The sequence below is a fragment of the Rhodanobacter aciditrophus genome, from assembly GCF_042679525.1.
Lineage (GTDB): Bacteria > Pseudomonadota > Gammaproteobacteria > Pseudomonadales > Marinomonadaceae > Marinomonas > Marinomonas aciditrophus.
In genome coordinates this window covers 1-26601 of the sequence record NZ_JBHTMN010000010.1, presented here as the reverse complement: position 1 = coordinate 26601, position 26601 = coordinate 1, and the positions used below count along the sequence as shown (strand labels likewise).

The window sequence follows — 26601 nt, the reverse complement described above, 5'->3', positions numbered from 1 at the left end:
AATAAGAAGCTATAAATAGCCAATAAAAAATAACCAATAGATCTTAGTATTTGAGCAGAATAAAGTGTTGAAATTAATAAGGAGACTATGATTGCAAAAAAACTAAATGTAATTTTTTGGTCAAGTTTCGGTAAGACACCTCTTCGCACGAAGAGCAGAGCAAAAAAAAGAAACAATGCAATAATATTGTTTAGTCTCACATTCCACAAGTATACAGAACTATGAAGTTGATCTGCATGCAGAGTAAAAAAATATAGAAAAGCAATAAATTTAATACCTTGCATTTAAAACATCCAACAGCCTACGCATTTTTGTCGTTTCATCCAAGTAGGAGCAGTTATTAACAGAGCAAATATCACTACCTTTGCTTATAAAAAAATCTACTAGGTCTGACTCTAGATTATTAAGCGATAAAAAAAGCCCATTGTCTTCGGCCGCTTCTATGTGTTCTTCTGTATTAACTGCGACAATAGGTGTTCCCAAATTCCTAGATTCCGCTATAGGCATACCATAACCTTCATAAGATGAGACCAGCATAGTTGCTTTGGCGGACTTATAGTAAAAGTACAAATCTTCATTTGTAACAAAATTTTTAACAATCAACCTACCACCTAACTTCTCCTTCGCCTTGGTAAGCGCATCTTTGATTCCTGCATTATTCCAACCTGCACCTCCTACAATTAAGAGGGCTTCGCCTTCAGGATTTGCTTGTGCAAAAGCAGTTACCACTTTGTCAATATTTTTTCTGGGTTCAAATGAACCTACACACAGGTAATAAGGGAGGTCTGGGAGGTCTGGGAGGTCTGGGAGGTCTGTAGAAGCAACAGATTCAGTTGATGGGATACTATACCTAAGTGGCGGTATTATGATGTTATCGGCTTTTCGGTTATAGTAGTCTAAAAGCTTATTAGATGTCCCTTTTGAGACGCAAAAAATATGCTTAGAAGATTTTATCATGGCTTTTGAAAAAAATTTTAAGTAGTTTCTTCTACCAAAACTCATAGTCTCTGGGCATATAATGTACGCAAAATCATGAACAATAAGTATTCTTGATAATGCTCTAAAACATACCAATGGTACGGACTGCCCAAGCCCAATAAAATATTTCGCCTTCGATTTATATAACAAAAAGGGTAAAACAAATTGAGACCACAGAGCCTCACTTCTAATCCACGCACCTCCCGTTACAACCTCGACATTATCCATAGATTCATACCTAGACAAATTTTCTGATTTTCTCATAGCAACAAGAATCAAGTGACACTTAGCCTCAATCAATTTATCTGCCATATTTTGTGTATAAAATCCAACCCCTCCTCTTACTTCCATCATCGGATTGGCATCAATGGCAACGCGAAACATAATTTATAACCTTTTTAATAAAGAATTTATTTTTCGGAGTCAAAAAATATCTTATACATTTAACAGTAAGGAAGCTAAATATATTACTCTTGTAACCACCAAGTCGTGCTCGATCCGTCAGTAGATAATTATTAGAATCCAGTCCGACTTGAACTCCTAGGCGAGAATATATCACACTTTGAATAATATCTTCTGACTCCCCCCAGAATAACCTCTCATCGAACTGGTATTTTATTAATACTTCTTTTCTAATTAAAAAAGCACCGCCATAGACCATAGGGGAGTCTGAATGAGTACTATAAAGCATTGGAGTTAATCTGAAGCGCTTTAAATCAAAATAATTACCATTTACAAAAGATTCCCAATCATTAACCCTATAGGCTCGATTATCTATCGCTCTAACTGGGTACACAGTGACAGGAAAGGACCTTGCATTAAACGTAAAATTATCTGGAAATACAATTCTATCATGCAGTAAAAACACATTTTCATAGATAGAGGACATAGCCAATTGGTTCTTCTTTCTAGTTATCCACCCCCGAACATCCTTACTTTCGTAGCAACAACCATCAAGAAGCTTAACTCCAGCTATACCAAACGAACTAGGCCCAGCAATAACGACCTCATAAGGAATACCCGTTCCAGCCATCATATGCTCGATAGACTCTACCAATCGAGTTACCCTGCTCTCATTTCCTCCATTATTTAATATCCCAAAACAAATCCCTTCATCTTTATATGAGCACTCTTTAGCAACATGTTGCGCTTTCCCCCCCCTTAAAGGTAGGGGTATACCTAAAGACATTAATATCTCTTGTTTAGAACGAACTTGATAAAAGCAATCATTTGTAGCATCCAGAAAAAGACACCCAAATAATGAAAGATAATCAAAAATCAGCTCAAAGAATGAATCATAATCGATTTCTTCGGAAACAGTAAACATAGCCTCAAGTTTTTTCACTGAAATCAGAAGATATTTATTATGACCCTCGACAAAAGAAACAAAACCAATATTTTTAACCTTAGGTATATGTTTTTTATGAAGAGCTTCTCTCCCTATCAAAAAATAATCAAAATTTATAGCTGTATTTTTAATAAATTCTTTAGGATTACGTCTACCTTCAATGGAAAAATCTTCTTTATTTAGAAACAAAACCTCGTTCTCTTTACCGTTATAAGAGGATTCAGGTATGTTCCTAGTTTCATAGGAAAGAGTATAGCAACCATCATCAGAAGCTACTGATGACGTACAAATATAATCGTCTAATATATTAGAAAGAAAAAGCATACCTCTATCTTTACCGAGAAAATGAAAGCTTTTTATCTCTAAAATAAAGGCGTCATCTTCTAGCATGCAAAGTAATGTATTATAGAATGCTTTCTTTTCAATATTAGAAAAATCTAAACAAAAGGTTTTTGTCACTTTTTCCAAGTCTCCTCCCTACTTACGAATGGCCTTTCGAAAAAAAGAATACACATTCATTTTTTTAGAACATTTTTTATAAGATGAACCGAGGAGTAGAACAACCGTTCAAAATCAAAATGCCCTACCTCCTTTGAAAAAAGAGCGTAAAACTCTTTTTTAGTAAAAGAGTAACGTCGTTCAGAGAAAAAACCTTTTTTATATTTCTGACACGTAATTCCAAGTTCTTTCTCTGAGCAAAGGAAAAAATACTCGCTAACTATCCTAAACCAGTCTTGAACAACATCAGAATCAAAATCAAAGGCATGTTTAAGCATGCAGTGTCCCTCTGCCCTCTCAAGAAAGGATTTTAGAATGTATTGCTCATTGGCAAACTGAGGAATCAATTTCGGGACAATTTCATCTGGGTAGTTATAGTTTTTAAAATAACTAGCCATATCTCTCGTCTGAAGAGGAGAGTCAAAGTAATAAAGCATATCCTCTCTTCGCCCTGCATAGATAAAATCTGAAGGATGATGGGATAATTTAAGAAAATGTTTAGGGTTAATAGTATGATCTCTTAGTGTAATTAGTTTATGACTAAGAACTCTGCCTTTACACTTGCCAGTTTTACGAAGATAGTATTCCAATCGATTAGAAGAAAAAAGCATATCACTTCTCACTTTAACTACGTATGAACTAGTCGAAGCTTTAATACCTTCATAAGTTGAGAGTAATTGCCTATTGTTGTTGTTGAGTAAGTTTTTTCTATCTTCATAATATGGGCCTAAATCCCCTGGATCAGCTGATAATATAAGCTGATCGAACGCGAGTCCCGAGACATCAGAACCTTCCCAAGTTGACAATATAACTTCAGAAGCAGGAAAAAACTCTTTGATACTCTGCAAACACTTAGATGTAATGTCGTTCTTACGTTCAACAGCCCCTTGAACAACAAAGGATATACCTTCCTCATGATACTTCACTGTAAATACCGCCTCTTTTAAATACCATAAGTAACCGGACGCAATAACCTATGCACCCTACAGCATAAACAAGACTTGCATAAAGTAGTATTTCATACAAAGCAAATCCATGATAACTACAATACAATACGCTCAGTAACATCACTCCTGAGGTTGTCAAAGCAAGTTTCCTTAAGAAGACAAAATTTCCGCCAATGGACAACAAAAAGACACCGCAAGTTGACTGAATGCAATTAACGACGCACCAAACCCACAAGGCTGCTAAAGGAAATCCCTCTGTATATTTAGAATCAGATATCCATCTTTGTAAAATCTCATTTTCCCAGATACTAAAAATAGAAAGTGATACTAGCGAAATAGATAGGGAAAGGGAAAATGAACAAGAAAGATATTTTACAGTTCTTTCAAAATCATTAGAGTGATAAAGCTCAGTAATTTTATGTATAAAAACATTAATAGCTAATACCGAAAACAAGTTAACCCCAACAAATATTTTCAACCAAAGACCATACACAATCATATCTACATCTAGCAAAAAATATGGAAAAAGTATAAAACCAAAATTATAAATAAAAGCTTCAGAGAAATTAAAAAACAGATAACTAAATGCATCTTCCCATAGCTTCTTTACAAAACGAACATGTTTTTTTATATGAAATATTTTTATCGCATCACTACGAACAAAATAAAAGAAAGAAAAAACAGACAATAAAAGAAGGAAAAAAGTCGAAAAAAAGTAAGGGACGTCCAATTGATTATAAACAGGAATTAAAACCACTATGATAATAGGAGATATTTTTCTCAAAAAATCAAAAATAAGAAAGTGAAAATACTTATTAACCGCATTATAAACACTTTCCATGTTATTAAGAAAAATATTTAACGAAACGAAGAAACTAAAAAACAAAAAAAGAAAAAAATTAGTATAGGGATATGTTTTACCAATATAAAAATATGTAATAAAAAGAAATGAAAAAAACACCAAAAAACTAGAAAAAATAAAAAAACTTATAATGGAGTATATATCTTCTTTCCATTCGCTATCTCCATTTAAAAAAGACTTCCTAATTTTAGAGTAAGCAGGCTTACCTACTCCAAAATCGAAAAATGAAAAATAGCTCGATAAGCCCAACACCACTGTTGCCATAGCAAAGTCTTCAGTAGAAAGATTTCTACTGAAGACTGCCGGTAACAAAAAGCCAATTATCACAGAGCATCCAAGCCCCAGATATTTTAACAGACCATATTTAAGGATCATTTATATTTTCGTCAGATATATGTTCAGGTCATCGGGAGTACCTATGCCATGCATATCTTCCATCGCAATATCCCAAGTGAAGACTTTTTTTCTATCAGTAACCATATGGTTGTAGACAGGGCATGTATAGAACTCATTATTTACCCTAATATTTTCAGCTATCATATCTATAGCGTAATCTACAAAGTAACTCCCTTTAGAAAATAGATAAATACCGACGGTGGCAATATCAGAAATAGCCTCTTTTTCTTTTACCTCAACGACTTCTTTCGTTTCTTCATCAAGGCGAGCGAATGACCATTTAGGATTCATCATAGGATCCTTAAAGGTTAAAATGCCACCATCTGCTTTTTTCTCTTCAATAATATGAGCAATAAAAGCATTTATATCACAATCTACAATTTGGTCAGAGTTTGCTATAAGGAGAGGCTTATCATTATTGATATATTTCCTAGCATAAAGAACTGTACAAGCAGTACCTTCAGTTAGTTTATCAATAGCAATAAAGGTAACAGGCCAGTTATTTTCGATATCCTTAACTAAATCAGCTTCTACCTCTAAGTGCTCTTTTCTAGCAATTAGGTAGTAATGAGCACTAGGGACATTCAGGTTCTCAAGAACTCTGACAATCATCGGTTTCCCTGCTACATCAATAAAAGGTTTTGGTTTTTCATAGCCAGCCTTAGCAAAACGAGATCCCATACCTGCCATAGGTATTACAATATTAATCATTTATCACAATCCTTAAGGTATTTATCATTTAACGCGCCTGGATACTTAACAACTACTGTTTTTGTATCTTCTAAAGCTTCGAAAGAAGTATATTCTCCTGGCTTAATTTCTATAATACTGCCAGCGGTATAGACCTTACCAAACATTTTGGCTGCCCCCTCTACTATTACAGTAATTTCTGTTGCAACTTTATGACAATGCTCCGCCTCAAATGCACCTTTTTCGAAAGATTGAACTGCGACTTCAACTTCGGTTGTTTTTATAATTGAAGGATCGAACCCTCCAACAAACCATCCCCTGACAAAGTCGTTCAAATTAAACTCGTTCATTTTATTTCACTTCCAGATAAGCGTAAATTTTTTCAATTTTTTCTTTATTCCAAGTAATGACATCAACGCCATTTACAATGGTTTTATCAAGTAATAGAACAAACTCTAAACATGCCTTGTCTCTGTCTGCAATGATACTTCTGGCAGTAAATGATAGAGATGATGTATCATTAAACAATTTCTGCACGAAATCCGTAACATTCTGCTTCCCTTTGATTTCACCTACATTAGGATCATATAAGACGGCATCTTCTATCAGCATGTCTGAAACGGTAGAAATGTCTTTTTCATCAAAAGCTCGGACATATTTCTTCGTTAACTCTACAACAGCTTTTTTATAGTTTTCACCAGCGCTTTCATGCAAGAACTCTTTCAGCTCCGAAGCATCGTAGAAATTTCTGTACTGGTTTTTATCTACTTTCACCATACTACCTAAAGCACCCATCAACACTAGCTGATTAAGGCACTCCGAGATAAAAAAGCTATTTTTGTCGGAGCTAGCTGTTAGCATGGTTTTCATCGCAGCCTGAACAAATAAACCTGCGTTCTTAAAATAGTAAAAACCAACCATCGCATTTCTACTAATTGGCTTCTTTTCAGCCACTTCAATAATCAAATCATGATCATCAGTTTTAGCATAAGACCACTTTGGATGAACAGAATCAAAGCACACGATACCAAAGTCAGCATCCTTAGCTCTATATTTATCAATGCATTCCTGTATATCGAAACTAATATTTTGATCATAATTCGCAATGATCAACTCATCATCTTCATCCAACTCATCAATCGCTAATAAAGATGTGCACAGAGCCCCAGCGGTTTTGCCTTCATGTAAAATGGTTTTGAAGGAAGATCCATCAAGAATTCGAGATATAACAGAATCAATATTAAATTCTTTTGCATCTGAAGAAGAGATAATCGGCAAGAATCGAACATTCTCGAGTTCTCTATAAGTATCGAAGGCAGTTTCAAGCATGGTCTTGCCAAAAACATCAATAAGGGGCTTTGGATAAGTGTAATCGTCAGATGTAAACTTGTTTGGTCCTGTCATTGGAAATATAACATTCATACTTCTGCCTCACCCTCTATTTGCTTGATCTTATTTCTGATATTCAGGTAGTTAACATCATCAACAGTTTGCACTTCTAACACATGAGCTCCCGATGCACGAGCCGCTTTGATACCATTAAAATTATCTTCAACAATGAGACACTCCTCTGGCAGGAAGCCTAATTTATCTATTGTCTTTATGTAAATTTCAGGGTCAGGCTTACCGTTCACAACATCTTCATTAGACATATAGAATTCCAAATACTCCTGTAGATCTGCAAACTCCATCATAGAAGCGATACTATTGCGAATTGAATTCGATGCAACTGCCATCTTGTAACCTTCAGCCCTCAACTTGGACAAAGCAAAACGATGCACAAAGTTTGGTACGCATTTCTCGTTTACAATCTGCATAGTATATTTTTGCTTAAGGCTATTTATGAAACCATGCAGTTTTCCAGGTAATCCGTCTTGCTGAGAGAGCATTTCTAGCTTTGTTCTAGTCGGTAGCCCATCAAAAGTGACGAGATGATCGTGCCTAGAAATTTCATACCCGAATTTAAGTAATGCCTTGTTAAGAGCTTCATAATGCCACTCTTTTGCATCAATTAGCACACCATCCATATCAAATATTACTGCTTTAATCATCACAATTAGCCTCTAAAGAATTCTGCTGCCACTTCTGGTAAATCCGTGCATAGACATACCTTATTGTTCTCTTGTATTCCTGAAGATTTTAATAAGCTCCACTTCACTTCTGGTCGACGTTTGTGTAATTCTGGAGAAACTAGATAAACATTCATGCCTTGCTCGGTATAAAAATCAATCGACTGTTTATCAATCCATTCTTCATAGAATTCATCCATCCAAACACCAGATGACGCATCCAACATAATGGCCTCTTTTTCAACATCACTAACCCTTGTAAGAAAACGGAGGCCATAATTCTTCGTTTGAATCATGTCTGGAATAGACATATCAAACAAAAAATAATTCTTAACATTTTTTTTCTCTAAAAGAGCTTTTACTGGTATTTGTAGACCATCTGATTTCACATTTAAAGCTAACGGTAAGCTATCATCTATTGATTTATATAAAGACAGAAAATCAGAAAAAAGCATTAATTCATCTGAGTATTTTGGAATATCATGTGAGATCACTATTTCTCCATCTAAATCTCTAATATCAGTCTCTGTTCCAAAACCTAGCTCAAAGGAATTACGAAAAGCTAATTCCGTGTTTTTTTCTTTCTCATTTTTCCAGTACCCTCTGTGAGATATGATGTTCATTCAACCTCCATTTCATAAATTAAAAAACTTCATTTTTTTAATGTAGATATTTTGAAGCATAAAAATTCATTACCTAATCACATTTATTACTGTATTTTCAACATGGTAGATATTAGCACCACTTTACTAGAACCACTTTTCATTCATATATCATCCATTAGCATTACTAAAAGGCTATTAATTTCTCCAAAAGACCTAATGTTAAGTTGGAATAGCATATGCTATTCACATAACTCGTCCAAAGTGAAAAAACTATTAGCACTCACCAATGAACGCCTAGAATTAAGCTAGCCCCCTTATTCGCATAAACAACTTTATTTTTTTACACATGTTTTATATTGGATTTATGATGCATTTTCCTCTACTAGATGTGAAATTGCGCTTTTTTATTCCTGCTAGTTTATCTTTTTATGCCTTGTACTATACAACGGGGTTTCATTTAAGATAAACAATGTTTCCTTAGGCATCGACTTAGATTCAGTCAAAATATACTTTCAAACTTTGCGTTTCATGATGGTTGTTTAAACTCCATTTTTTTGTAATTCACTTCTAAGATTTTTAATCTCAGCCGTCAGCTCTTCATGTTCTTTAATCTTTCTTTCTAAAAACCGCTTAGTCAGTGCCGCTTTTTCTTCAATGCCACTCAGGGTAAGGAGATATAAGTACCCTTTTTTGTTTGGGTTGTTTTTGAAGTTTTCAGCTTTGATGAGCCCTTTTTCCACCAGTGCTTTTAGGCAGAAGTTGGTTTTGCCTAGGCTGATGTTCAGACGACGAGCAAGCTCGCGCTGGCTGATGTGCGGATCTGACTCAAGGGCTTTTAGGATTTTGTAGCGGTATTCTTCTGTCAGCATTGGATATTACCGACTGAAGACGTTGAACGTGTAGGAATGCTAGGTGTGATCGACGCGCGAGTGTGATACCCGATAAAAAGGGATGAGTACGCTGTTGAAATGGCCACGTGCTAGTTCCTTGCCGAGGGCGTGCGTTCAAGAGGTGAACAATGATAATGCAAGACTCGGGGAGGTGTAAATAAATTATGGAAGAAAAGTGATTAAATTTTGAGTCATTTAAAGGTAAATATTAGTTTTCCCTAGAGTGTGTTAAATGGAATTAAGGGCGTTTTAGTCGCGGCTTATCAATCGTTAAGGGAGAGTTCAAGGATGTATGAGATTAAACACCATGGAGCGGTGGACGGTGTCACGGGCTCCTGTCATGAGTTGGTTGTAGGTCAGCACAATAGTTTGTTGGTTGATATTGGGTTGTTTCAAGGGGCGGAAGTATCAGGGGCTGGTGCTGATGCGAGCCAGTTGGCTATTGAGTTTGATGTGTCGAATGTGCGAGCTTTGGTTGTGACCCATGTGCATATTGATCATGTGGGTCGACTCCCCTATTTGCTGGCGGCTGGGTTTGATGGGCCTATTGTTTGCAGTGTGCCCAGCGCCAAGCTTTTGCCTTTGGTGATTGAAGATGCTTTGAAGGTGGGGGTAACCCGTAATCGAAGCATTATTGAGGCTTGCTTGGAACGGTTGGCGGCTCAGGTCGTGGCGGTGGAGTATTATGATTGGTATTCCGTTGGGTTGGTTGAATCTGGGCGGTCGGTGAAGGTGAGATTGAGTCCTGCCGGGCATATATTGGGGTCTGCTTATGTGACATGTCGGGTGACATCTTTGGAGGAGAGGGTTGCTAAGGAGGATGCAAGCTTTGTCGCGGAGAGGATTCCGCTCCCACAAGAGCAAGGGCATCTAAAGTGGGATGTGGTGTTTTCTGGGGATTTGGGGGCGCCTTATGCGCCTTTGTTGCCTGCGCCGCGGTCGCCTTATCGGGCGGATCAGTTGGTGTTGGAGAGTACTTATGGGGATAAGAACCATGAGAACCGGGCCAATCGTCGCAAGCGTTTGCAGTCTTGTATGGAACATGCCTTATCTGATGGTGGTGTGGTGCTGATCCCTGCCTTTTCTATTGGTCGAACTCAGGAGTTGCTCTATGAGATCGAGTCTATCATTTATGCTCATCAAGACCAGCCAGTGAGTCATACGGCCAGCGGCACTGAGATCAGTTGGTCGGATTTGGATATTATTGTTGATTCCCCTTTGGCCAGCCGCTTTACCGAGGTTTATAAGGATCTTAAGCCCTATTGGGATAAGGAAGCTCGACGTCGGGTGGCGAGTGGTCGCCATCCTTTGAGCTTTGAGCAGCTCACGACCATAGATGGTCATACTTTGCATCTGCAGACGGTGGATTATCTTGCTCAGCAGAAGCGCCCTGCGGTGGTGATCGCCGCATCGGGGATGTGTGCAGGGGGGCGTATTTTGAATTATCTCAAGGCCCTGTTAGGTGACCCGCGAAATGATGTGTTGTTTGTGGGGTATCAGGCTCAGGGGACACCTGGGCGGGATATTTTGCGTTATCACGATCGGCCAAATGGGTATGTGATGCTGGATGGGGAGCGGTATCCAATAGAGGCAAAGGTTTGGCAGCTGGGTGGGTACTCTGCCCATGCTGGGCAGAAGGATTTAGTGAATTTTGTAACCAGGATGAGGTATCAGCCCAGTCAGATTAAGTTGGTTCATGGGGATGAGGGCGCTAAGTGGGTTTTGCAGCAGGTTTTGAGGGAGGCTGTGCCAGGGTGTGATGTGGTGATTGGGTAGTCTTTGCTACGACCAAATCATTTAAAACAGAACAAGATGGAGGGTTTCCCCTCCATCGATGCACTACCAAACCTTGAAGTTAAATACGTTAGGAATCACGCTCAAAATGTACTGGAACGCGGTAATTTCGTTTTCCACCACCATGACATTCACATCTATCCCCAAGTTAAGTTGCAGATCTAAAAACTTTTGATCCGGTGTGATGGTCACCCGGTAATAGCGATTGCTGCCTTCTTGGTTTGGCTCATAGGGCAAAGAGTCGGAACTCACATCTGCGATGGTGCCGGTAAATACTTTGCTGAAACCGGTAGAGTTGGTCATGATTTTGACTTCCCTACCCTGCTGTAAGAAGTAGCGATATCGGGAGTCAAATTTCGCCACCACTTCTTGGGAAGCGCCTTCCTTTTTCAGGATGTAAATGGGGCTGCCTTCTTGTACAAAGGTGCCAATGGAAATCCCATCCGTCAGCTCCAATACACTGCCATCCACAGGTGAGCGCATGACGGCTTTCTTTTTCATTTCTAACAGGAGCTCTTCTTGATAGCGCTTTTGCACGATTTCGCTGCTGAGGTTTTGGATGTTTTCATCCAAGGTCAGCATGCGCTCGGAGCGACGCAACTGGAAGGTGATGAACTTATCATTGAGGTTTTTTTGGGTTTCGATCTTGTTGATATCAAACCCTATTAGCTCATTGTTGAGATCACTTAGCTCGGTGTCTAGATCATAAAGGCGCAAGGTCTCGCCGCCGCCACGAATCATGATAGCGCGCTTTTTACTGAGCACTTCTTTCTTATTAAACAGCTCTGCTTGGCGGCGTTTTTGTTCTATTTCTAGCTCTAAAATATGACGCTGCTCTTGTAGGTAATCCTCATAAAAATTGAGAATGTACTGGCCACCCGTCCCGCCATGAAGGGGTTGATCCTGACAGGACCTCTGATGAAAGGAACGGTCTGCCGCATTGTTCCCTTGTTCGAACACAGGCCCTGTTAGGAAGCATCGCTCTTGTTTGTAATCAGCCAGCAAGGCCGTGTCGAGCTCTAAGCTCTTACTGACTTCTTGCAGTTGATATTCGTCTTGCAGATTACGGAATTCGAGCAAGGGGTCGCCTTTAGAAACCATGCCGCCTACGGACGCAAACATGCTCACTACATAGCCGTTTGATGGGCTTTTTAGAGCGACGTTACTTTCTTGAATGCCGGTCAAACCTTGCCCTGGGGCCACGACTTCGATTCTATGGATGAACACCAAATAGACAAATAACAACACTAGAGCCGTCACCAAACCTGCCACTCCCGCGACTTGGGAAGCTAATTTTTTACCTTTACCACTCATCGCAGCGACTCCCTTGAAGCTTAGCGCCACCATCCATCGTCATAATCACCAGTACTTGACTATCGTCTTGTCCATCAACGGTGAGTTTCTGCCCCGCTATTGGGCTGTCATTTATCGTAGAAGCTTGCAACCTTTAACTCCTTTGCCCAGCTAAATGCGTTAGCTGGGCACATCCTTGTTTATATTCTGAATTCTTCTTCCGTGTGGCTATTGGTGCTCATTAATCGCTCGCTAGATTGCCTTGAATGACGGTATCCTGCTTTGCTGTACACTTAACGCCACGGAAATACGGTTGAACTTTATTAGAAATTTCATCGGTATATTTCCGGTACTCCTGACCACCATTTATCACTTTGATATGGCTGCCCTCTTTTCCCGAGCCAAAAAACTGAGGGCGCACGATCTTAACCAGCCCGCCTGTATTACATACTTCTGAATCAGAGCCTGTATCAAAACCACCAGATAACTTAGCTTGAGTATCAATAATAATGCGATCTGCTAAGGTACTCTCATTGCCAGCCAAATCCCTCGCAATCAGCTCATATTGGTAAGTACCGTCTGCAAGAGAGATAGGTAAAGTGGCCCGCCATTGGCCGTTTTCACTGACTTCTGCGTCATACTTGATGTCATTTATCACTAAACGAACTTTGGCCCTCTGCTCTACCAAACCGGAGAAGCTGGGACGAGTCATATTGGTCATTCCACCTTCTGCTGAGTGGCCGCATATTGATGTAGGCGCTAGACCTCCGGTAAAGTTCAGCTGGGTGTCAATATGGACTTCTCCCAATAAACGGGAGACCCTGCCATCCAAGTCGCTGGTTCTGATGCCATAGGAGTAAGTACCATCAGACATGGGCTCCTCAATTACAACTTTCCACTCACCATTGGGGTCAATGGTGGTCTCAAATTGCTCGCTTCCTAGAGTTAAAACCAGTGCCGCACCTGGCTCCCCTGTGCCACTAAAAGTAGGAGTATTTATTCGTGTAATACCATTTACGCTGTAAATTCCTGAGTCTGAATCTGGATCTAATCCACCGGTCAACTTAGGCGCTATGGTATCGACAATGAAAGCCTGCTCAATCCGCATGTGATTTCCTGCCTCATCTTCAGCCCGCACCACATATTGAATAACGCCATCAGTTAATGGCTCGATCACTTGTACCGACCATTGCTCATTGTTATCAGCGCGGGTTTCATAAGAAGCACCACTAACAGAAAGCGTCACTAACGCACCGGCAGCTGCGGTGCCTTGTAAGATGGGATTAATTACATTTGTGATGAAATCGCTGGAAGAAACATCCGAATCACTTTGCTGTGCTAACTGGGCTGTCAAGTGAATCTGATTGTCTCCCTCAATACGTTCCGGTAAATCGAACAACTCCTGGGGCTGTTCAGTGATTGGGGCTTGCGCGTTTAGTGAGTCGTTAAGACACAGGCGTAGCGGATCCCCGTTCTCATTAATCGGAGGAAGGTCGTCAATAGTGTTAGCACCGTTTTCGATTAAGTCATTTTCAAGGAAAACGCTTTCTACATGGGGCAAGTTAAGATTAGCGGCAGAGACGATCTGGGTGATTGAAACAGCGTCGCCAACAGATGTTACTTCCATTTGACCAGAAGCAATTTTAACTAAGGCATCCTGGACGATAACTACGCCACCCTGCTTGTTTTGGTAGTAAAGATCCACCCCAACAACGCGGACACCCTGCAAATCAGGGATATTTAGCAATTCCAAAATTCTACTCCTTGAAGTTTGAAGAATGCTTTGTGTGATCAGTGGCGAAACTTATTCCTTAAGTTTTAAACCACTGATTAATATGTGTTCATTTTGAGCAAAATCTTACAGAAACCATGCGCCCTGACAAGAGTGCAGAGTCATCATCCACATTTAAAACTACTCTTTTGGTTTTCCTTCCCCTGTCGTTACAGGAGTGTTTTTAAGTTGGCTCACGGTTCCTTTATCAATTTTAATCAGATTTTTAAAACTGCTGAGCAAAATGCGATCATGACTGACGATCAAGACAATGGCATTGGGAGCTGTCACGGCTATGTATTTGCGCACCTGCATCATTTCTTCTAAGGATAAATTCGTCAGGGCTTCGTCTAACACTAGCAAACTCTTAGTCGGTGTCACCGTCATATAGAGCTGTAACTTACGACGCTGTCCTGAGGACATAGGAATACTATGAATGTCGGTTTTGTACAGCATCTCATAATCCAAATTAACTTGCGGAAAGACCGAGCGCACCAAGCGAATAATGAGCTCTTTATCCCTCACACCGCGGATAAAGAAGTTATGAAAAAGACTGCCGCGCATGAATTGGGAGTTCATATCTAGATAGCCCACACAGTCTGCCAGCACATGGCGGTCTAGAGTGTTGGCCTCATAAAGGCGATTAAAAAGAATACTGCCTTGATAACTTTCATGCATGGAAACCAGAGCTTTCACCAAGGTGGATTTACCTGATCCCACGCCCCCCATAATGCCGTAGGTTTCACCTTTTTTGAGGGATAAGTTGACCTTGGTGAGTAGAGGCTCCTCGCCCACATTAATCGACACGCTTTTCACTTCTATATTGTTGATTTGGTCGATATTGGCTCCTTTGTTATAGCAGTTGTCGGCGATACTCTTTAACAAAGGCTCTAGGGATTGCTGTAGGTGGTAGCGGGCGATTAATAATTGGAAGCCTTTTGTAACACTGGCACTTAGGGCTGCGGCAAGACGACCGTTAAGTACCAAGAGGGCAATTAACACAGAGAAAATCGCCACATCGACTTTTGCCTGATAAAACAACACCACAAACAAGCAAAAGCTCGCCAAGAAAGAGCTATAACGCACCAACTCATCCCAGTTGAAATTCACATGGGCGATACGTTTATCTGCTAAAAAGATGTGATTACTAGCCGCTTCAAACTGGGCAAAAGACGGTTCAAAATCATAAAATCGCAATTGCTGGGCGTTGCGACAAACGGATATACGCTCTGTCAGCATTTCTTGCTGGGCCGCTTCATGTTCGATATAGGTTTTGTAATTGCGATATCTCACCCATAACAAAATCACTGCCATCACCAGATAAAACAGCAATAAATAGACGGACGCCAGCCCCAAAATCGCCGCCAGCACCCCATAGGCCAAGCAAAATATAGCGATGTCGGCAATCAAATTCGCTCCATTGTCCCAGATCCCTCGGCGGTTACTTTCGATTTGACGCACTTTCACTAGGTTGTCGGGTAATTGGCTAAAAGGCAGTAAAGCAAACAGGTACTTTTCGACTTTTAATGCTTTTTTTTCTGTGTGACGAATGTGTTGGAACTTGACCCATTTTTTTAATAAGAACTCCCCACCCCATAACACCGTGAAGCAAAGGGTTAAAAACAACAAGGTATAGACCACATCATTGTGAATCAGGCGGGTGTTAAAAAGGTTGGCATAGAACGCCGGGATCAAGGCGAAGGGCGCGCAAAATAATAGCAGTCCGTTGATCCGGGGAAAGAAGCCCATCAACACCAGTAACACATCTGCAACAGAGAGTTTTTTGGGTACTTCCTTTAAATAAATCACTTCTGAGCCTTGCTCAAAGCCTTCTTCCACTCGAGTTTGATCATCCAGCAAGTAAGCATCTTCTAAACGACGAGCAAAGTGCCAATCCTGTCCTTGCTTGATCAAGAAGGTATCCGGCGCATGGTGCAAGTCTTTAAGCTCTCCTCGGTGGAGACTGACATCAAACAAAGGATCGCTAAACAGGGGATTTACCTCTGATAATAAACGGTCTATAGAATGATCTTGAACAGGATGAAAATTGCGCCAGTCAAACTCCACTCCAGAATATTGAATGAAGCGCGTGAGTTGCTCTTTCATGAATACACACTACCTTAGGGAGATTTTGAAAATGCCACTAACCCTTGTACATGTCTTTTCAGGCATAGGGTAAAAAGTGGTAGATAAACAGAAAAAAGCACAAGACCCGGAACTGCCTTGTGCTAAATGAATTTGGACTTGAATGAATTGATTGAAACCGTGGCTGCCCAAAATGGTGAGACCTTAAAAGCGCCAATCAAGGCGTCTAGCACCTAGCATCTTTAGGCAACCAGCAGTGTCATTACTCGCTCAGGGTTAGCCTTTTTGAGCTCAGTTCTAATGTATCAACCACGGCATCAGTCAGCGCCAAGTCATAGTCAAGCAGAGTGACATAGGACTGGTTCAGACTGGCAAGACTTTTAATGATGTCCACGTAATCAAGCTTGTCGATCAAGAGCTCGCTTTCCTGCGCCTCCACCAAACTTTCGTTCAGGGCAATTTGACCCAATAATGAGTCGCGATTGTTCTGAATCTCGCGGTATTCTTCTTGTAGTGCATTGAGTCGGCTCGACATGTCTAACATCTGACGGTCGAATCGCTCTTTTTCTGCTTCGTACAAGTACAATGCGGATTGCTGGGACTTGCTGTTCTGGTAGTTAAATAGATCGTAAGTCGCCTTTATTCCCACAAAGGAATCGCTCTTCACGTCGCCGCTGTCCCAGTTGTCATCCCCCATAACTTCTAATTGGGTTTCATTGACCAAGGACACTCTGAAGCGCTCCCGTTGAGCTTGGGCACTGCTTAGCTGGGCATCAAGCTGCAACTGACGCCCTTGAAGTCCGTAGTTATTGCGTGTGATGGCATCAATGTCTACGGCAGAAATATCCTCAGCCAACAATTGCGTCAATACTGCATCAGACAAGCCCACCTGATTTGGATCTTCAGGCCAGTAATTGGTCTCTTCGCGTAGGGCACGGAACATTTGGTCGATACGGGCACGCACTCGTGAAACCGTGTCATGGTAGCGACTCTGCTCCAACTCCGCTTCCCTTAGGTCGCTAAACGGTGCAGATCCGGCATTAGACGCGACACGCTGACGCTGAACATAACGATCAAGACGAGTCCCAATGGCTTCATTGGCGTCTAGGTAATCACGAATTCGTTCGATTTTAGCCAGATAACGTAATACGTCTTGATAGATGGAAAGCTGCATCTCTTCCATTTGAAAATCGGTCGCCATGTGGTTATAGCGCGCAGCATCTTTGCGATCTGACACGCCAGAGCCCCATAGGGTCATATCGATGTTCAAGGTTAAGGTGTCTTCGGTATTAGGGTCGAGCTCTTCTTCCCCGTAGTATCGATTCCACTCGCCGATTAAGGCAGCCTTCGGTAGATAGTATTTTTGCTCAGCATCCAAAAGCGCCTCACTCGATAAGGACTCTTGTTGCATCGCACGGTATTCGTTAGAGCCAGATAGAGCGGATTGATAGACCTGTTCCAAGCCTATTGGGTATTGGTTTGCCGTAGCAAAAGTTGAAGCCGAGGTGATGCCTAACGCCACCAGAGAACGATAAAAACCTTGCACTGTTAACTCCTTCGCCCACAGACATTTGCTGCGTGGGCACTTCCTTGTTTATGGGAATTATTCCTATGCCCAGAGACATCCTGTCTCTGGGCTAATTTGGTTATACGGTCACTTCATCTTCGACTTTGCTGTTGCCAGCAAGGTCTGTCACTGTCACCACCACTGTGTCACCGGTATTAAATGCGTCGCCGCTGATAGACCAAGTGCCGTTTTCTACCGTGGCGCTACCGTAGTCGTCACCATTAAGATCGATCTCGATCAAGGCGCCATCTTCGTTTTCCAATGCGCCACTGATGAGAGAATCAAGATCAAATGGCAGTGTCACCCCACTGCCCTCAGGAGCGGTGGTATCGACCGTCACTTGATCAGGCTCTAGGTATGAGATGTTACCGTTCGCATCCGTCTCAGAGACAGTGTACTCGTAAGTACCTTCCTCGAGAGGGCCATCTAATGTGGCACTCCAGCAACCATCTTCGCCTACCGTATTGGTAGCAGATACCGCTTGCCCGTCTACCACCACATTAATGGTTGCACCGGGTTCACCAGTTCCGTCAAATGTTAAAACTTTCTCGCTGGTAATGCCATCCATTGAGGACAAGCCCGTATCACTGGCTTCACTTAAGTCCCCACGAAGCTCGTACCTCATGCCGGAGTCGATGGTGAAGGCTAGTTTGAGAAGTCCGTCTTGTGCCCCGCTGTCACCCCACTCCATACCGTAAACGTAACTACCATCAGCAGTTAAATCCAATTCATCTATTATTGCCAGTTGCCTACTGCTGAGGCTACTGTAGGTATTGCCATTTTGAACATAAAATCCCACTTCACCAATCGCTTCTGCTATGGCGGTGGGTGAGTACTGGAAGTAGCCCATAAGCTCGCCGTTCGCGATCCCCTTTATCCCAGTGAAACTATCATCAGTCTCAATAGGTGCAAACCAAACAACGTCCTCTACCGAATCATCCTGTTGGGCATCATCAAAAGACAATGATGAAGGCGCATCAAGCATCAATGACAAGTCTTTGATTCCAGTTGAAGGGTCCATCCCTATAAACTCCATAGTATGAGGATCATTCTCCGCAGAAAGTCCATATTGGCTATAAAACTCAAGAATAGCTTCGTCCAGATTATAGAGGTGCTGACTTGTTTGAATTTCATCTGTTAAGATTTCCGATGATTCATAATCGTCTTGGTAAAACACCTCTCCATCCCGTGTAATGGTAATAGCCCAATACATATCATCTTGAATCACAACCGGATCATCTAGAACGATCTCTACAAGTGGGGCGTTCAGCGTCAAGGAGAAATCAGCTCTATGATCTAGCTCACCATCCAGCCCCCACATAATTTCAATACTGTGCTCGCCCGCATCCCAAAACTCGTCTTTGGCAAGCTCTTGATAAAGGGGAGTGTCCATAAATTTAGAAAAGACCTCAGCTATATGGGAACGCATGAGATCCACTTCACCTAGTTCCTCATCAGAATACAAAAGCGTGTTCCCAAGTAGCACTCTCATACTAGGGAGTGTTTCAGTACTGGAATCAAGCTCTTCTGCGACTCCTTCACTATCGCTTTCTACTACTGAGTCATTTGTTTCTTGGGTTAATGGCGGTAAGTCCAAAGTGATAGTGAAATCATCAATCCCGATTGCCGCAAGCCCTCCAACCTCAAACGTCAACGGGTCATCAACCCCCGAGATACTATTTGCTTCATAAATAGCAGCCAACTGTTGAGAAACATCATCAAAATCCTCCTCAGAAGGGATAATGCTTTCCTCCGAAGACGTGTCATCAACTTCACGAAATTCTGCAATATTTGATTCGTTCTCCTTAAGCACTGTTTTATCATTGTGCTTAGCAGTTACTGACCAAACTAAGCCTTTTTTAGCCTCATCAGACGTCGCCTCATCAGACGTCGACTCATCAGAATTCGCCTCATCAGAAGTCAGTTCATCGGACGTCGCCTCATCAGAAGTCGACTCATCAGAAGTCGACTCATCAGAAGTCGACTCATCAGAAGTCGACTCATCAGAAGTCGACTCATCAGAAGTCAGTTCATCAGAAGTCAGCTCATCGGAAGTCAGTTCATCAGAAGTCGACTCATCGGAAGTCAGTTCATCAGAAGTCGACTCATCAGAAGTCGACTCATCGGAAGTCAGTTCATCAGACGTCGCCTCATCAGAAGTCAGTTCATCGGAAGTCGCCTCATCAGAAGTCAGTTCATCAGAGGTCAACTCATCAGAAGTCAGCTCATCCGAGGTAAGGTCATCAGCCGTAGCATCTTCAATAGTGGACTCATCACCAACCGTATCGGTTACAGCTTGCTCAGATTCAGAGCTTGATGCAGCCTCAGCAGAATCAAGAAGCTCGGCGCCCGAAGAAACTGACTCAGATTCTTGATCTGTCGTGGCGTCTTCTGGACGGGGCAAGGCAATCGCGATTGGGGTAGACAACTCATCGCTGTCGTCGCTGTCGTCACTATTCGCAGAGGAAGAACTGTTGTACAGGGAACTGTCTTGTTGGTCAGCCGCTTGGGCTAGGGCCTGTTGCACATTAAAACGGAAGACACCTTCGTCGCCTTTAATCCAGCGAGAATTATCAGAGATAGTGTAAAGTTGCTCCTGCATTTGCGCATAGCGTTCTTGAGCACTTTGAAGCTGTGCATTCAGTAGAGTAAGTTGCTCATCATCATTGTCCAGTTGCTCTAAGGCATTGGCTCTTGCGGCCAATTCTGCATCCTTTTGAGCTAGGTCTTCTTTGAGCTGTGCGAGCTCTACTGCTTGCTGGTGTAATTGCTTAAGTATGGCCGCGCGCTCTGCTTGCTGTTCCAAGACTTGCGCATAAGTAGACACATCAGCACCATTCATCGGTGGCACCATTTCACTATCAAAAGCACTGTTTTCAGTGTAAAGGTACTCTAGACGGCCATCTGCTTGCTGAGCTAGGTTTTGACTTGAGGCCTCAACGATTTGTGTAATCGTTAATGGGCCATCTGTGGACGATAGTTCCAGATCACCGGAAACCATCTTAACTAGGGCATCTGAGACAACGGCTAGTTGCCCCTGTTCGTCCTTATAATAAAGATCGAAACCAACAATGCGAACGCCCTGCATATCGGGGATAGTTAGCAATTCCAAAATTCCACTCCTTGAAGTTTGAATAATGCTTATTTGACCAACAGAACGCTCAATCCTTAAGCGAAACTATTGATTACTTAGTGTTCAATTCACGGCCATCCTACCGAATCCAGCATACCTTACAAGAGCTAAACAAATATCTTTCATATTTAATAAACATTTATTTTTCAATAACTTAAGTTACACAAAACTATAAAATCAGTTATCTAGACACGCCCCTTTTGGTTACATACTGTTTCATTGATCTAAAAATAACGCTGTTATTAAGAGGTTATAAATTCACCTTGTTAACAAAACTCACCCAGTAATGTAACGAAATGTAAACGCACTCCAAAAATCACCTCTTAGAAACCGTTTACAAACGCCCCCATCGACTTTGTAAAGTTTTCAGAAGGCGGGGGCATGAACACATTAAAAGCTAGGGAGGGGTGAACAGAAGCAAAAATAAAAAGCCCCGAACTCATCTTACGTCTGCACGTATTATGAGCCGGGGCTGTGGATTGCAATGAATCTTGTAGCTAGTCTCTAGACATCACTCCACGGTCACGGATTTCGCTAAGTTACGTGGTTGGTCGACGTCTGTACCTTTTACTACGGCCACGTGGTATGACAGCAGCTGTAGGGGGATGGTGTGCACGATGGGTTCTAGCACTTCATCTACTTTTGGCACTTCCACAAAGGTGATGCCTTCTTCGTTATGAAGGTCTGTGTCTTTGTCTGCAAAGACGTACAGTACGCCACCACGGGCGGCTACTTCCTGAAGGTTGGACTTTAGCTTATCTAACATGGTGTTATGGGGCACCATGGTGATGATCGGCATGGTTTCATCCACTAGCGCCAAGGGGCCGTGCTTCAACTCCCCTGCTGGGTAAGCTTCTGCATGGATGTAGGAGATCTCTTTGAGTTTTAAAGAGCCTTCTAATGCAATTGGGAACATAGGGCCACGACCAAGGAACAAGGCGTTGTGCTTGTTAGCAAATTGATCGGACACAGTTTTGATGGCACCGTCCTGTTTCAAGGCTTCGTCCACGTAAGCAGGCAGTGAGCGTAAGGACGCCACCAATTCAGCTTCTTTTTCTTCCGTAAGCTGGCCTTTTTCACTGGCAATCGCAATAGCAGTGATCAATAGCGCGGTTAACTGGGTCGTGAAAGCCTTAGTGGATGCCACACCAATCTCTGCCCCAGCATTGGTCAGTAACGTCAGATCAGACTCACGCACCAAGGTAGAAGATGGTACGTTACAGATCGCCAAAGTGGTCAAATAGCCAAGCTCTTTTGCCATACGCAATGCGGCTAAGGTATCCGCCGTTTCACCAGACTGTGAGAGCGTCAAAAACAGAGTGTTTTTCGGCACTGCGACTTTTCGGTAGCGGTATTCACTCGCCACTTCTACCACACACGGCAGGTTGGCAAATTCTTCGATCCAGTATTTCGCTACCATACCAGCGTGGTAACTGGTACCACAGGCCACGATATGAACGTTTTCGATCTCTTTCAAAAAGCTAGAGTCCGCGCCAAAGCAGCTCGTCAGTACTTTGTTTTCACTTAGACGACCCGACAAGCACGCCGCAATCACTTTTGGCTGCTCGTAGATTTCTTTCATCATATAGTGGCGATATTCGCCTTTATCCGTGGCGTCTACATTGTGGTTAAACACGCTAATAGGGCGCTCTTGCACCTGATCTTTTGCATCATAGATGGTGACGCCGTCACGGGTTACTTCTACAACGTCCCCTTCTTCTAGGAAGATGAATTGATCGGTCACATGCAAAAGAGCCAACTGGTCTGAGGCGACAAAATTTTCTTCAATGCCTACACCCACTACTAATGGGCTACCTTTACGAGCGGCAATCATGCGTTCGTTTTCATGGTTCAAGGTCACGGCAATAGCAAAGGCACCTTCAAGGCGCTTTAGGGCATTTTTAACCGCTTGTAGGAAATCTGGCTCGGCTTTTAGGGCATCATGAATCAGGTGAACAATGACTTCAGTATCCGTTTCCGACTTAAACTCATAGCCTTTTTCTTTCAACTCACGGCGCAAAGGGGCGTGATTTTCGATGATGCCGTTATGCACCAAAGCGAGATCCTCACCAGAAAAGTGCGGATGAGCATTCGCTTCCGTTGGCTTGCCATGGGTCGCCCAACGGGTGTGGGCAATACCTTGTTTGCCATCAAGGGGCTGTGCTTCAAACTTATCTTTGAGAGCCTGAACCTTGCCCACGGCACGGTGCGCACGAACACCGGTTTCATTGTTAATGGCCACACCTGATGAGTCGTAGCCACGGTATTCTAGTCGAGAGAGTCCTTCTAGGAGGATTTTGGCCACATTACGTTGAGCGATGGCGCCGACGATTCCACACATATTATTTCTCCTTTTTGGTCGGACGCGCCCAACCGTCTTTGTTCATTTGTTTTGCTCGGCCAAATGCCAACTGATCTGCTTTTACATTTTTGGTAATGGTAGAGCCTGCGGCGATGGTTGCCCCTTCTTGTACCTCAACCGGTGCCACTAGAGATGTATTGGACCCTACAAACACCTTGTCACCAATGACGGTCGTGGACTTGTTCACGCCATCGTAATTACAAGTAATGGTGCCAGCCCCAACATTGACCCCTGCGCCCATTTGCGTGTCGCCAATGTAGCTTAGGTGATTCACCTTACTGCCTTCGCCTATGTGGGCTTTTTTTGTCTCTACAAAGTTGCCGATTTTGGCGCCTTTTGCCAGTACTGTCCCAGGCCTTAGGCGGGCAAATGGCCCTAAATCGCAGGCTTCACCTACTTGGCTGTCTTCGATCAGAGTATTCGCTTTGATTACGGTATCATCTGCCACGGTACAGTTTTTCAGTACACAATTCGGACCGATCTGAACGTTTGCGCCCAAGGTCACCTTGCCTTCAAACACACAGTTGATGTCAATCTGGCAATCGTAGCCAGTTGATAGCTCACCACGCACATCAATGCGATTTGGGTCCGCTAAGGTAGCGCCATTGCGCATTAGTGTTTCTGCTTGCTGTTGTTGCCAAATACGCTCCAAAGCCGCCAACTGCACACGATCATTCACACCCGCCACTTCCCATTCATGTTCAGGTTGAACGGTGACGATCTCGACGCCCTGCTCTGCTGCCATGGCAATGATGTCAGTTAGGTAGTATTCCTGTTGGGCATTGTCATTGGTGAGTGCGTCCAACCAGCCTTTTAACTTGCCGTTAGGAGCCAGTAAGATCCCTGTGTTGACTTCCTGAATAGCCAACTGCTCTGGGTTGGCGTCTTTCTGTTCAACAATGGCCACAACCTGATTTTGATCATTGCGCACAATGCGCCCATAACCTGTTGGGTTATCCAAGTTGATAGTCAGCAGCACTAAGGTGTTCGGTGTGGACAAAGCACGCATTTGCTCTAGGGTTTGGCTCTGGATCAGCGGCACATCACCGTAAAGAGTCAAAGTCGCACCTTGATCACTTAAAGAGGGCGCGGCACGGCGTAATGCATCGCCGGTCCCTTGGGGGTCATTTTGCCAAACGATATTGGCAGAAAAATCCTGACAAGCGGCCTCAACCTGCTCCCCTTGATGACCGATAATTAGATGTAATTTTGCATCAGCTAATTCCGCTGCGGTCGTCAATACACGGCGCACCATGGCCGTTCCGCCGATCTTATGCAGCACTTTTGAAAAGCTTGATTTCATGCGGCTGCCTTTACCGGCAGCAAGAATAACAATGTCCTGATTCATGGACGATCCTTGTTGTTGATCGATAATTCTATATGTATGAGTACATTAGACTATTTAAGAACAAATGGAACAACGAGGATTGTCATAAAAAAAATGACAAATGAGCGTAAATCACTTTACCTTAGGCCAAGTATCAAAAAAGCCCCTATCGCAGCTTGCGATAGGGGCTTTTACTAAAGGGGAAATTTAGAAAACGCTAAGGGGTATGTTTATACCGCTGCAGCAATTTTCTCTTTTGCAGCAGTGAAAGCTTTCTCACCATCTTCGCCTAGGGCTTGGCCACCAGCAATGAAAGTGTCCTTAACATTTAGACCGATAAAGCCTAGGAAGGTTTGTACATATGGCACTTGGTGATCGACTGGCGTATCCGCTAGGAAGCTACCACTTGCTGTGAATACGTAAGCATCTTTGTTTACTAGGCCAACAGGACCTGTTTCAGTGTATTTAAAAGTACGACCTGCACGGGCAATGTAGTCAAAGTAAGACTTCAACGTAGATGGAATGCTGAAGTTGTACATTGGCGCACTGACTGCAACGACATCAGCCGCTTCCAGTTCTTCGATTAGCTCATCACCGATTGCAACGATGGCTTTTTGAGCATCGGTGCGATCTTCTTCAGGGGTGAACAAAGCACCTAGCGTTTCGCTAGTAAAATGTGGCAGTGGGTTAGCGTTAACGTCACGCACAACCACATTACCTTCTGGATTTTTTGCCAACCATTGGGCAACAAACGCGTCAGTCAACTGACGAGATTTAGAGTTGTCACCGGATGCACTAGAGTCGATACGTAGTAGAGTTGCCATGTCATAATCTCCTAAAAGTTTGGAAGCTTGCTGCTTCAAATTCATTCAATAAACAAATCTTACGACCAATATTTTTGATATAAAAGCGTAAGTTTTTGACGAAATTGATCGAAAAATACGATAATCAATTTTTACCTCCAAAATAAAAAGGGTGCATTATGAAATCACCGCGCGTAACCCTCGAACAATGGCGAGTCTTACAGGCTGTTGTGGACAGAGGCGGCTTTGCCCAAGCCGCAGAAGCTCTCCATAAAAGCCAATCATCCGTCAGTTACACAGTCGCCAAACTCCAAGAGCAACTTGGCTACCCATTGCTCACTATTGATGGGCGCAAAGCCAAATTGACGGAACGGGGTGAAGTGCTATTAAGGCGATCCCGCCATCTACTTAGGGAAGCCTTAGACCTAGAAGAACTGGCTCATACCTTAGGACAAGGCTGGGAGCCTGAGATTGAGCTTGTGGTGGATGAAGCCTTCCCAACGCCTGCATTACTACGCGCTCTAAAGGCCTTTGAACCTCAGAGTCAGGGCACTCTTGTCCAGTTGCGGGAAGAAGTGTTGAGCGGAACGGTGGAAGTACTCAGTGAAGGCTCACCGGATTTAGTGCTCAGTGGTATTGTCCCTGCGGGCTACTTAGCAGACCCTATAGTGGATGTGGAAATGATTGCGGTGGCAGCCGCCAATCACAAGCTGTTTGCTGACCCTGCGCCCATTAGCAATGAACGCCTACGCCAAGAGCTGCAAGTTGTCATCCGGGATTCAGGCACTGAAAACGCCCGGGACGAAGGCTGGCTCGGGGCTGACCGTCGCTGGACAGTATCCAGCGTACAATCCGCCATTGAAGTTGTGAACTCTGGTATTGGTTTCGCTTGGCTACCCAAGGCCGATTTAATGCCCTTGATTGAAAATGGTCAATTACGCCGCCTAGAGCTCGAGTCTGGCGGGGAACGGAGCTTTCATATGTATGCCATCTTCGGCAAGGGCGAACGCACGGGGCCAGCCACACGCCTCTTTGTAGAGTTGCTACAGCAAGCCTGCGCACAATGCAGTGCTCACAGAGATAAGTAGCAATAGAAAGAGACCATAAAACCTAATGTGGGAAATAAGATGGACTCGCCCTCCTAACTATGTGCCATGCTTAGTGTGCAAACAAAAGCCTGTTC

21 protein-coding genes are annotated in these 26601 nt (G+C 42.9%); 2 read left to right on the top strand and 19 right to left on the bottom strand.

What is annotated here, in order from left to right:
* Positions 1–270 precede the first annotated feature (270 nt).
* From ACFQ45_RS08985 to ACFQ45_RS08940, 10 genes are all read right to left on the bottom strand, one after another.
* Positions 271–1362, bottom strand: a complete 1092-nt coding sequence (locus ACFQ45_RS08985) for a glycosyltransferase family 4 protein (RefSeq protein WP_377366832.1) — start codon at positions 1360–1362, stop codon at positions 271–273.
* Positions 1343–2794: a hypothetical protein gene (locus ACFQ45_RS08980; protein WP_377366830.1), complete on the bottom strand. Its 1452-nt coding sequence runs from the start codon at positions 2792–2794 to the stop codon at positions 1343–1345. The genes ACFQ45_RS08985 and ACFQ45_RS08980 overlap by 20 nt, the downstream gene beginning before the upstream one ends.
* Positions 2795–2841: 47 nt before the next feature.
* Positions 2842–3750 carry a WavE lipopolysaccharide synthesis family protein gene (locus ACFQ45_RS08975; RefSeq protein WP_377366828.1) on the bottom strand — a complete coding sequence of 303 codons (909 nt, stop codon included), beginning with the start codon at positions 3748–3750 and terminating at the stop codon, positions 2842–2844.
* Positions 3737–5008: a hypothetical protein gene (locus ACFQ45_RS08970; RefSeq protein WP_377366826.1), complete on the bottom strand. Its 1272-nt coding sequence runs from the start codon at positions 5006–5008 to the stop codon at positions 3737–3739. Before ACFQ45_RS08970 ends, ACFQ45_RS08975 begins: the two co-directional genes overlap by 14 nt.
* Positions 5009–5740 (bottom strand): glycosyltransferase family 2 protein, encoded by a 732-nt coding sequence (locus ACFQ45_RS08965; RefSeq protein ID WP_377366824.1) that lies wholly within the window; start codon positions 5738–5740, stop codon positions 5009–5011. It lies immediately after the preceding gene.
* On the bottom strand, positions 5737–6069 hold the full coding sequence (locus tag ACFQ45_RS08960; protein ID WP_377366822.1) for a hypothetical protein: 333 nt from the start codon (positions 6067–6069) through the stop codon (positions 5737–5739). The genes ACFQ45_RS08965 and ACFQ45_RS08960 overlap by 4 nt, the downstream gene beginning before the upstream one ends.
* A 1-nt stretch (position 6070) precedes the next feature.
* Complete coding sequence (locus ACFQ45_RS08955) at positions 6071–7141, bottom strand: nuclear transport factor 2 family protein (protein ID WP_377366820.1); 1071 nt, start codon at positions 7139–7141, stop codon at positions 6071–6073.
* Complete coding sequence (locus ACFQ45_RS08950) at positions 7138–7770, bottom strand: HAD family hydrolase (protein ID WP_377366818.1); 633 nt, start codon at positions 7768–7770, stop codon at positions 7138–7140. Before ACFQ45_RS08950 ends, ACFQ45_RS08955 begins: the two co-directional genes overlap by 4 nt.
* A gap of 5 nt (positions 7771–7775) precedes the next feature.
* Complete coding sequence (locus ACFQ45_RS08945; RefSeq protein WP_377366816.1) at positions 7776–8411, bottom strand: PI-PLC domain-containing protein; 636 nt, start codon at positions 8409–8411, stop codon at positions 7776–7778.
* A gap of 521 nt (positions 8412–8932) precedes the next feature.
* Positions 8933–9262 (bottom strand): MarR family EPS-associated transcriptional regulator, encoded by a 330-nt coding sequence (locus ACFQ45_RS08940; RefSeq protein WP_377366814.1) that lies wholly within the window; start codon positions 9260–9262, stop codon positions 8933–8935.
* A 309-nt stretch (positions 9263–9571) separates the two neighbouring features.
* On the opposite strand from ACFQ45_RS08940, the gene ACFQ45_RS08935 reads away from it, so the two are divergent.
* Positions 9572–11059 (top strand): MBL fold metallo-hydrolase RNA specificity domain-containing protein, encoded by a 1488-nt coding sequence (locus ACFQ45_RS08935; protein WP_377366812.1) that lies wholly within the window; start codon positions 9572–9574, stop codon positions 11057–11059.
* Between the two features lie 63 nt (positions 11060–11122).
* Here the strand turns inward: ACFQ45_RS08935 and ACFQ45_RS08930 are convergent, their stop codons facing one another.
* The 9 genes from ACFQ45_RS08930 to ACFQ45_RS08890 form a co-directional block, all read right to left on the bottom strand.
* On the bottom strand, positions 11123–12391 hold the full coding sequence (locus ACFQ45_RS08930; protein ID WP_377366810.1) for an HlyD family efflux transporter periplasmic adaptor subunit: 1269 nt from the start codon (positions 12389–12391) through the stop codon (positions 11123–11125).
* Positions 12381–12521: a hypothetical protein gene (locus ACFQ45_RS08925; RefSeq protein ID WP_377366808.1), complete on the bottom strand. Its 141-nt coding sequence runs from the start codon at positions 12519–12521 to the stop codon at positions 12381–12383. Before ACFQ45_RS08925 ends, ACFQ45_RS08930 begins: the two co-directional genes overlap by 11 nt.
* Before the next feature lie 90 nt (positions 12522–12611).
* Positions 12612–14123, bottom strand: a complete 1512-nt coding sequence (locus ACFQ45_RS08920) for an Ig-like domain-containing protein (protein WP_377366806.1) — start codon at positions 14121–14123, stop codon at positions 12612–12614.
* A gap of 159 nt (positions 14124–14282) precedes the next feature.
* Positions 14283–16247 carry an ATP-binding cassette domain-containing protein gene (locus ACFQ45_RS08915; RefSeq protein WP_377366804.1) on the bottom strand — a complete coding sequence of 655 codons (1965 nt, stop codon included), beginning with the start codon at positions 16245–16247 and terminating at the stop codon, positions 14283–14285.
* Positions 16248–16488: 241 nt separating this feature from the next.
* The gene (locus ACFQ45_RS08910; protein WP_377366802.1) at positions 16489–17772 is read right to left on the bottom strand and encodes a TolC family protein; all 1284 of its coding nucleotides are present in this window, start codon (positions 17770–17772) and stop codon (positions 16489–16491) included.
* Between the two features lie 100 nt (positions 17773–17872).
* On the bottom strand, positions 17873–20905 hold the full coding sequence (locus ACFQ45_RS08905) for an Ig-like domain-containing protein (RefSeq protein ID WP_377366801.1): 3033 nt from the start codon (positions 20903–20905) through the stop codon (positions 17873–17875).
* Positions 20906–21437: 532 nt separating this feature from the next.
* Entirely contained in the window at positions 21438–23267 is a 1830-nt protein-coding gene (glmS, locus tag ACFQ45_RS08900; protein WP_377366800.1) for a glutamine--fructose-6-phosphate transaminase (isomerizing), read from the bottom strand.
* 1 nt (position 23268) lies between these two features.
* Positions 23269–24636: a bifunctional UDP-N-acetylglucosamine diphosphorylase/glucosamine-1-phosphate N-acetyltransferase GlmU gene (gene glmU / locus ACFQ45_RS08895; RefSeq protein ID WP_377366799.1), complete on the bottom strand. Its 1368-nt coding sequence runs from the start codon at positions 24634–24636 to the stop codon at positions 23269–23271.
* Between the two features lie 209 nt (positions 24637–24845).
* The gene (locus ACFQ45_RS08890) at positions 24846–25439 is read right to left on the bottom strand and encodes an FMN-dependent NADH-azoreductase (RefSeq protein WP_377366797.1); all 594 of its coding nucleotides are present in this window, start codon (positions 25437–25439) and stop codon (positions 24846–24848) included.
* Positions 25440–25597: 158 nt separating this feature from the next.
* Between ACFQ45_RS08890 and ACFQ45_RS08885 the strand changes: the two genes are divergently transcribed.
* On the top strand, positions 25598–26506 hold the full coding sequence (locus ACFQ45_RS08885) for a LysR family transcriptional regulator (RefSeq protein WP_377366795.1): 909 nt from the start codon (positions 25598–25600) through the stop codon (positions 26504–26506).
* Positions 26507–26601: the final 95 nt, after the last annotated feature.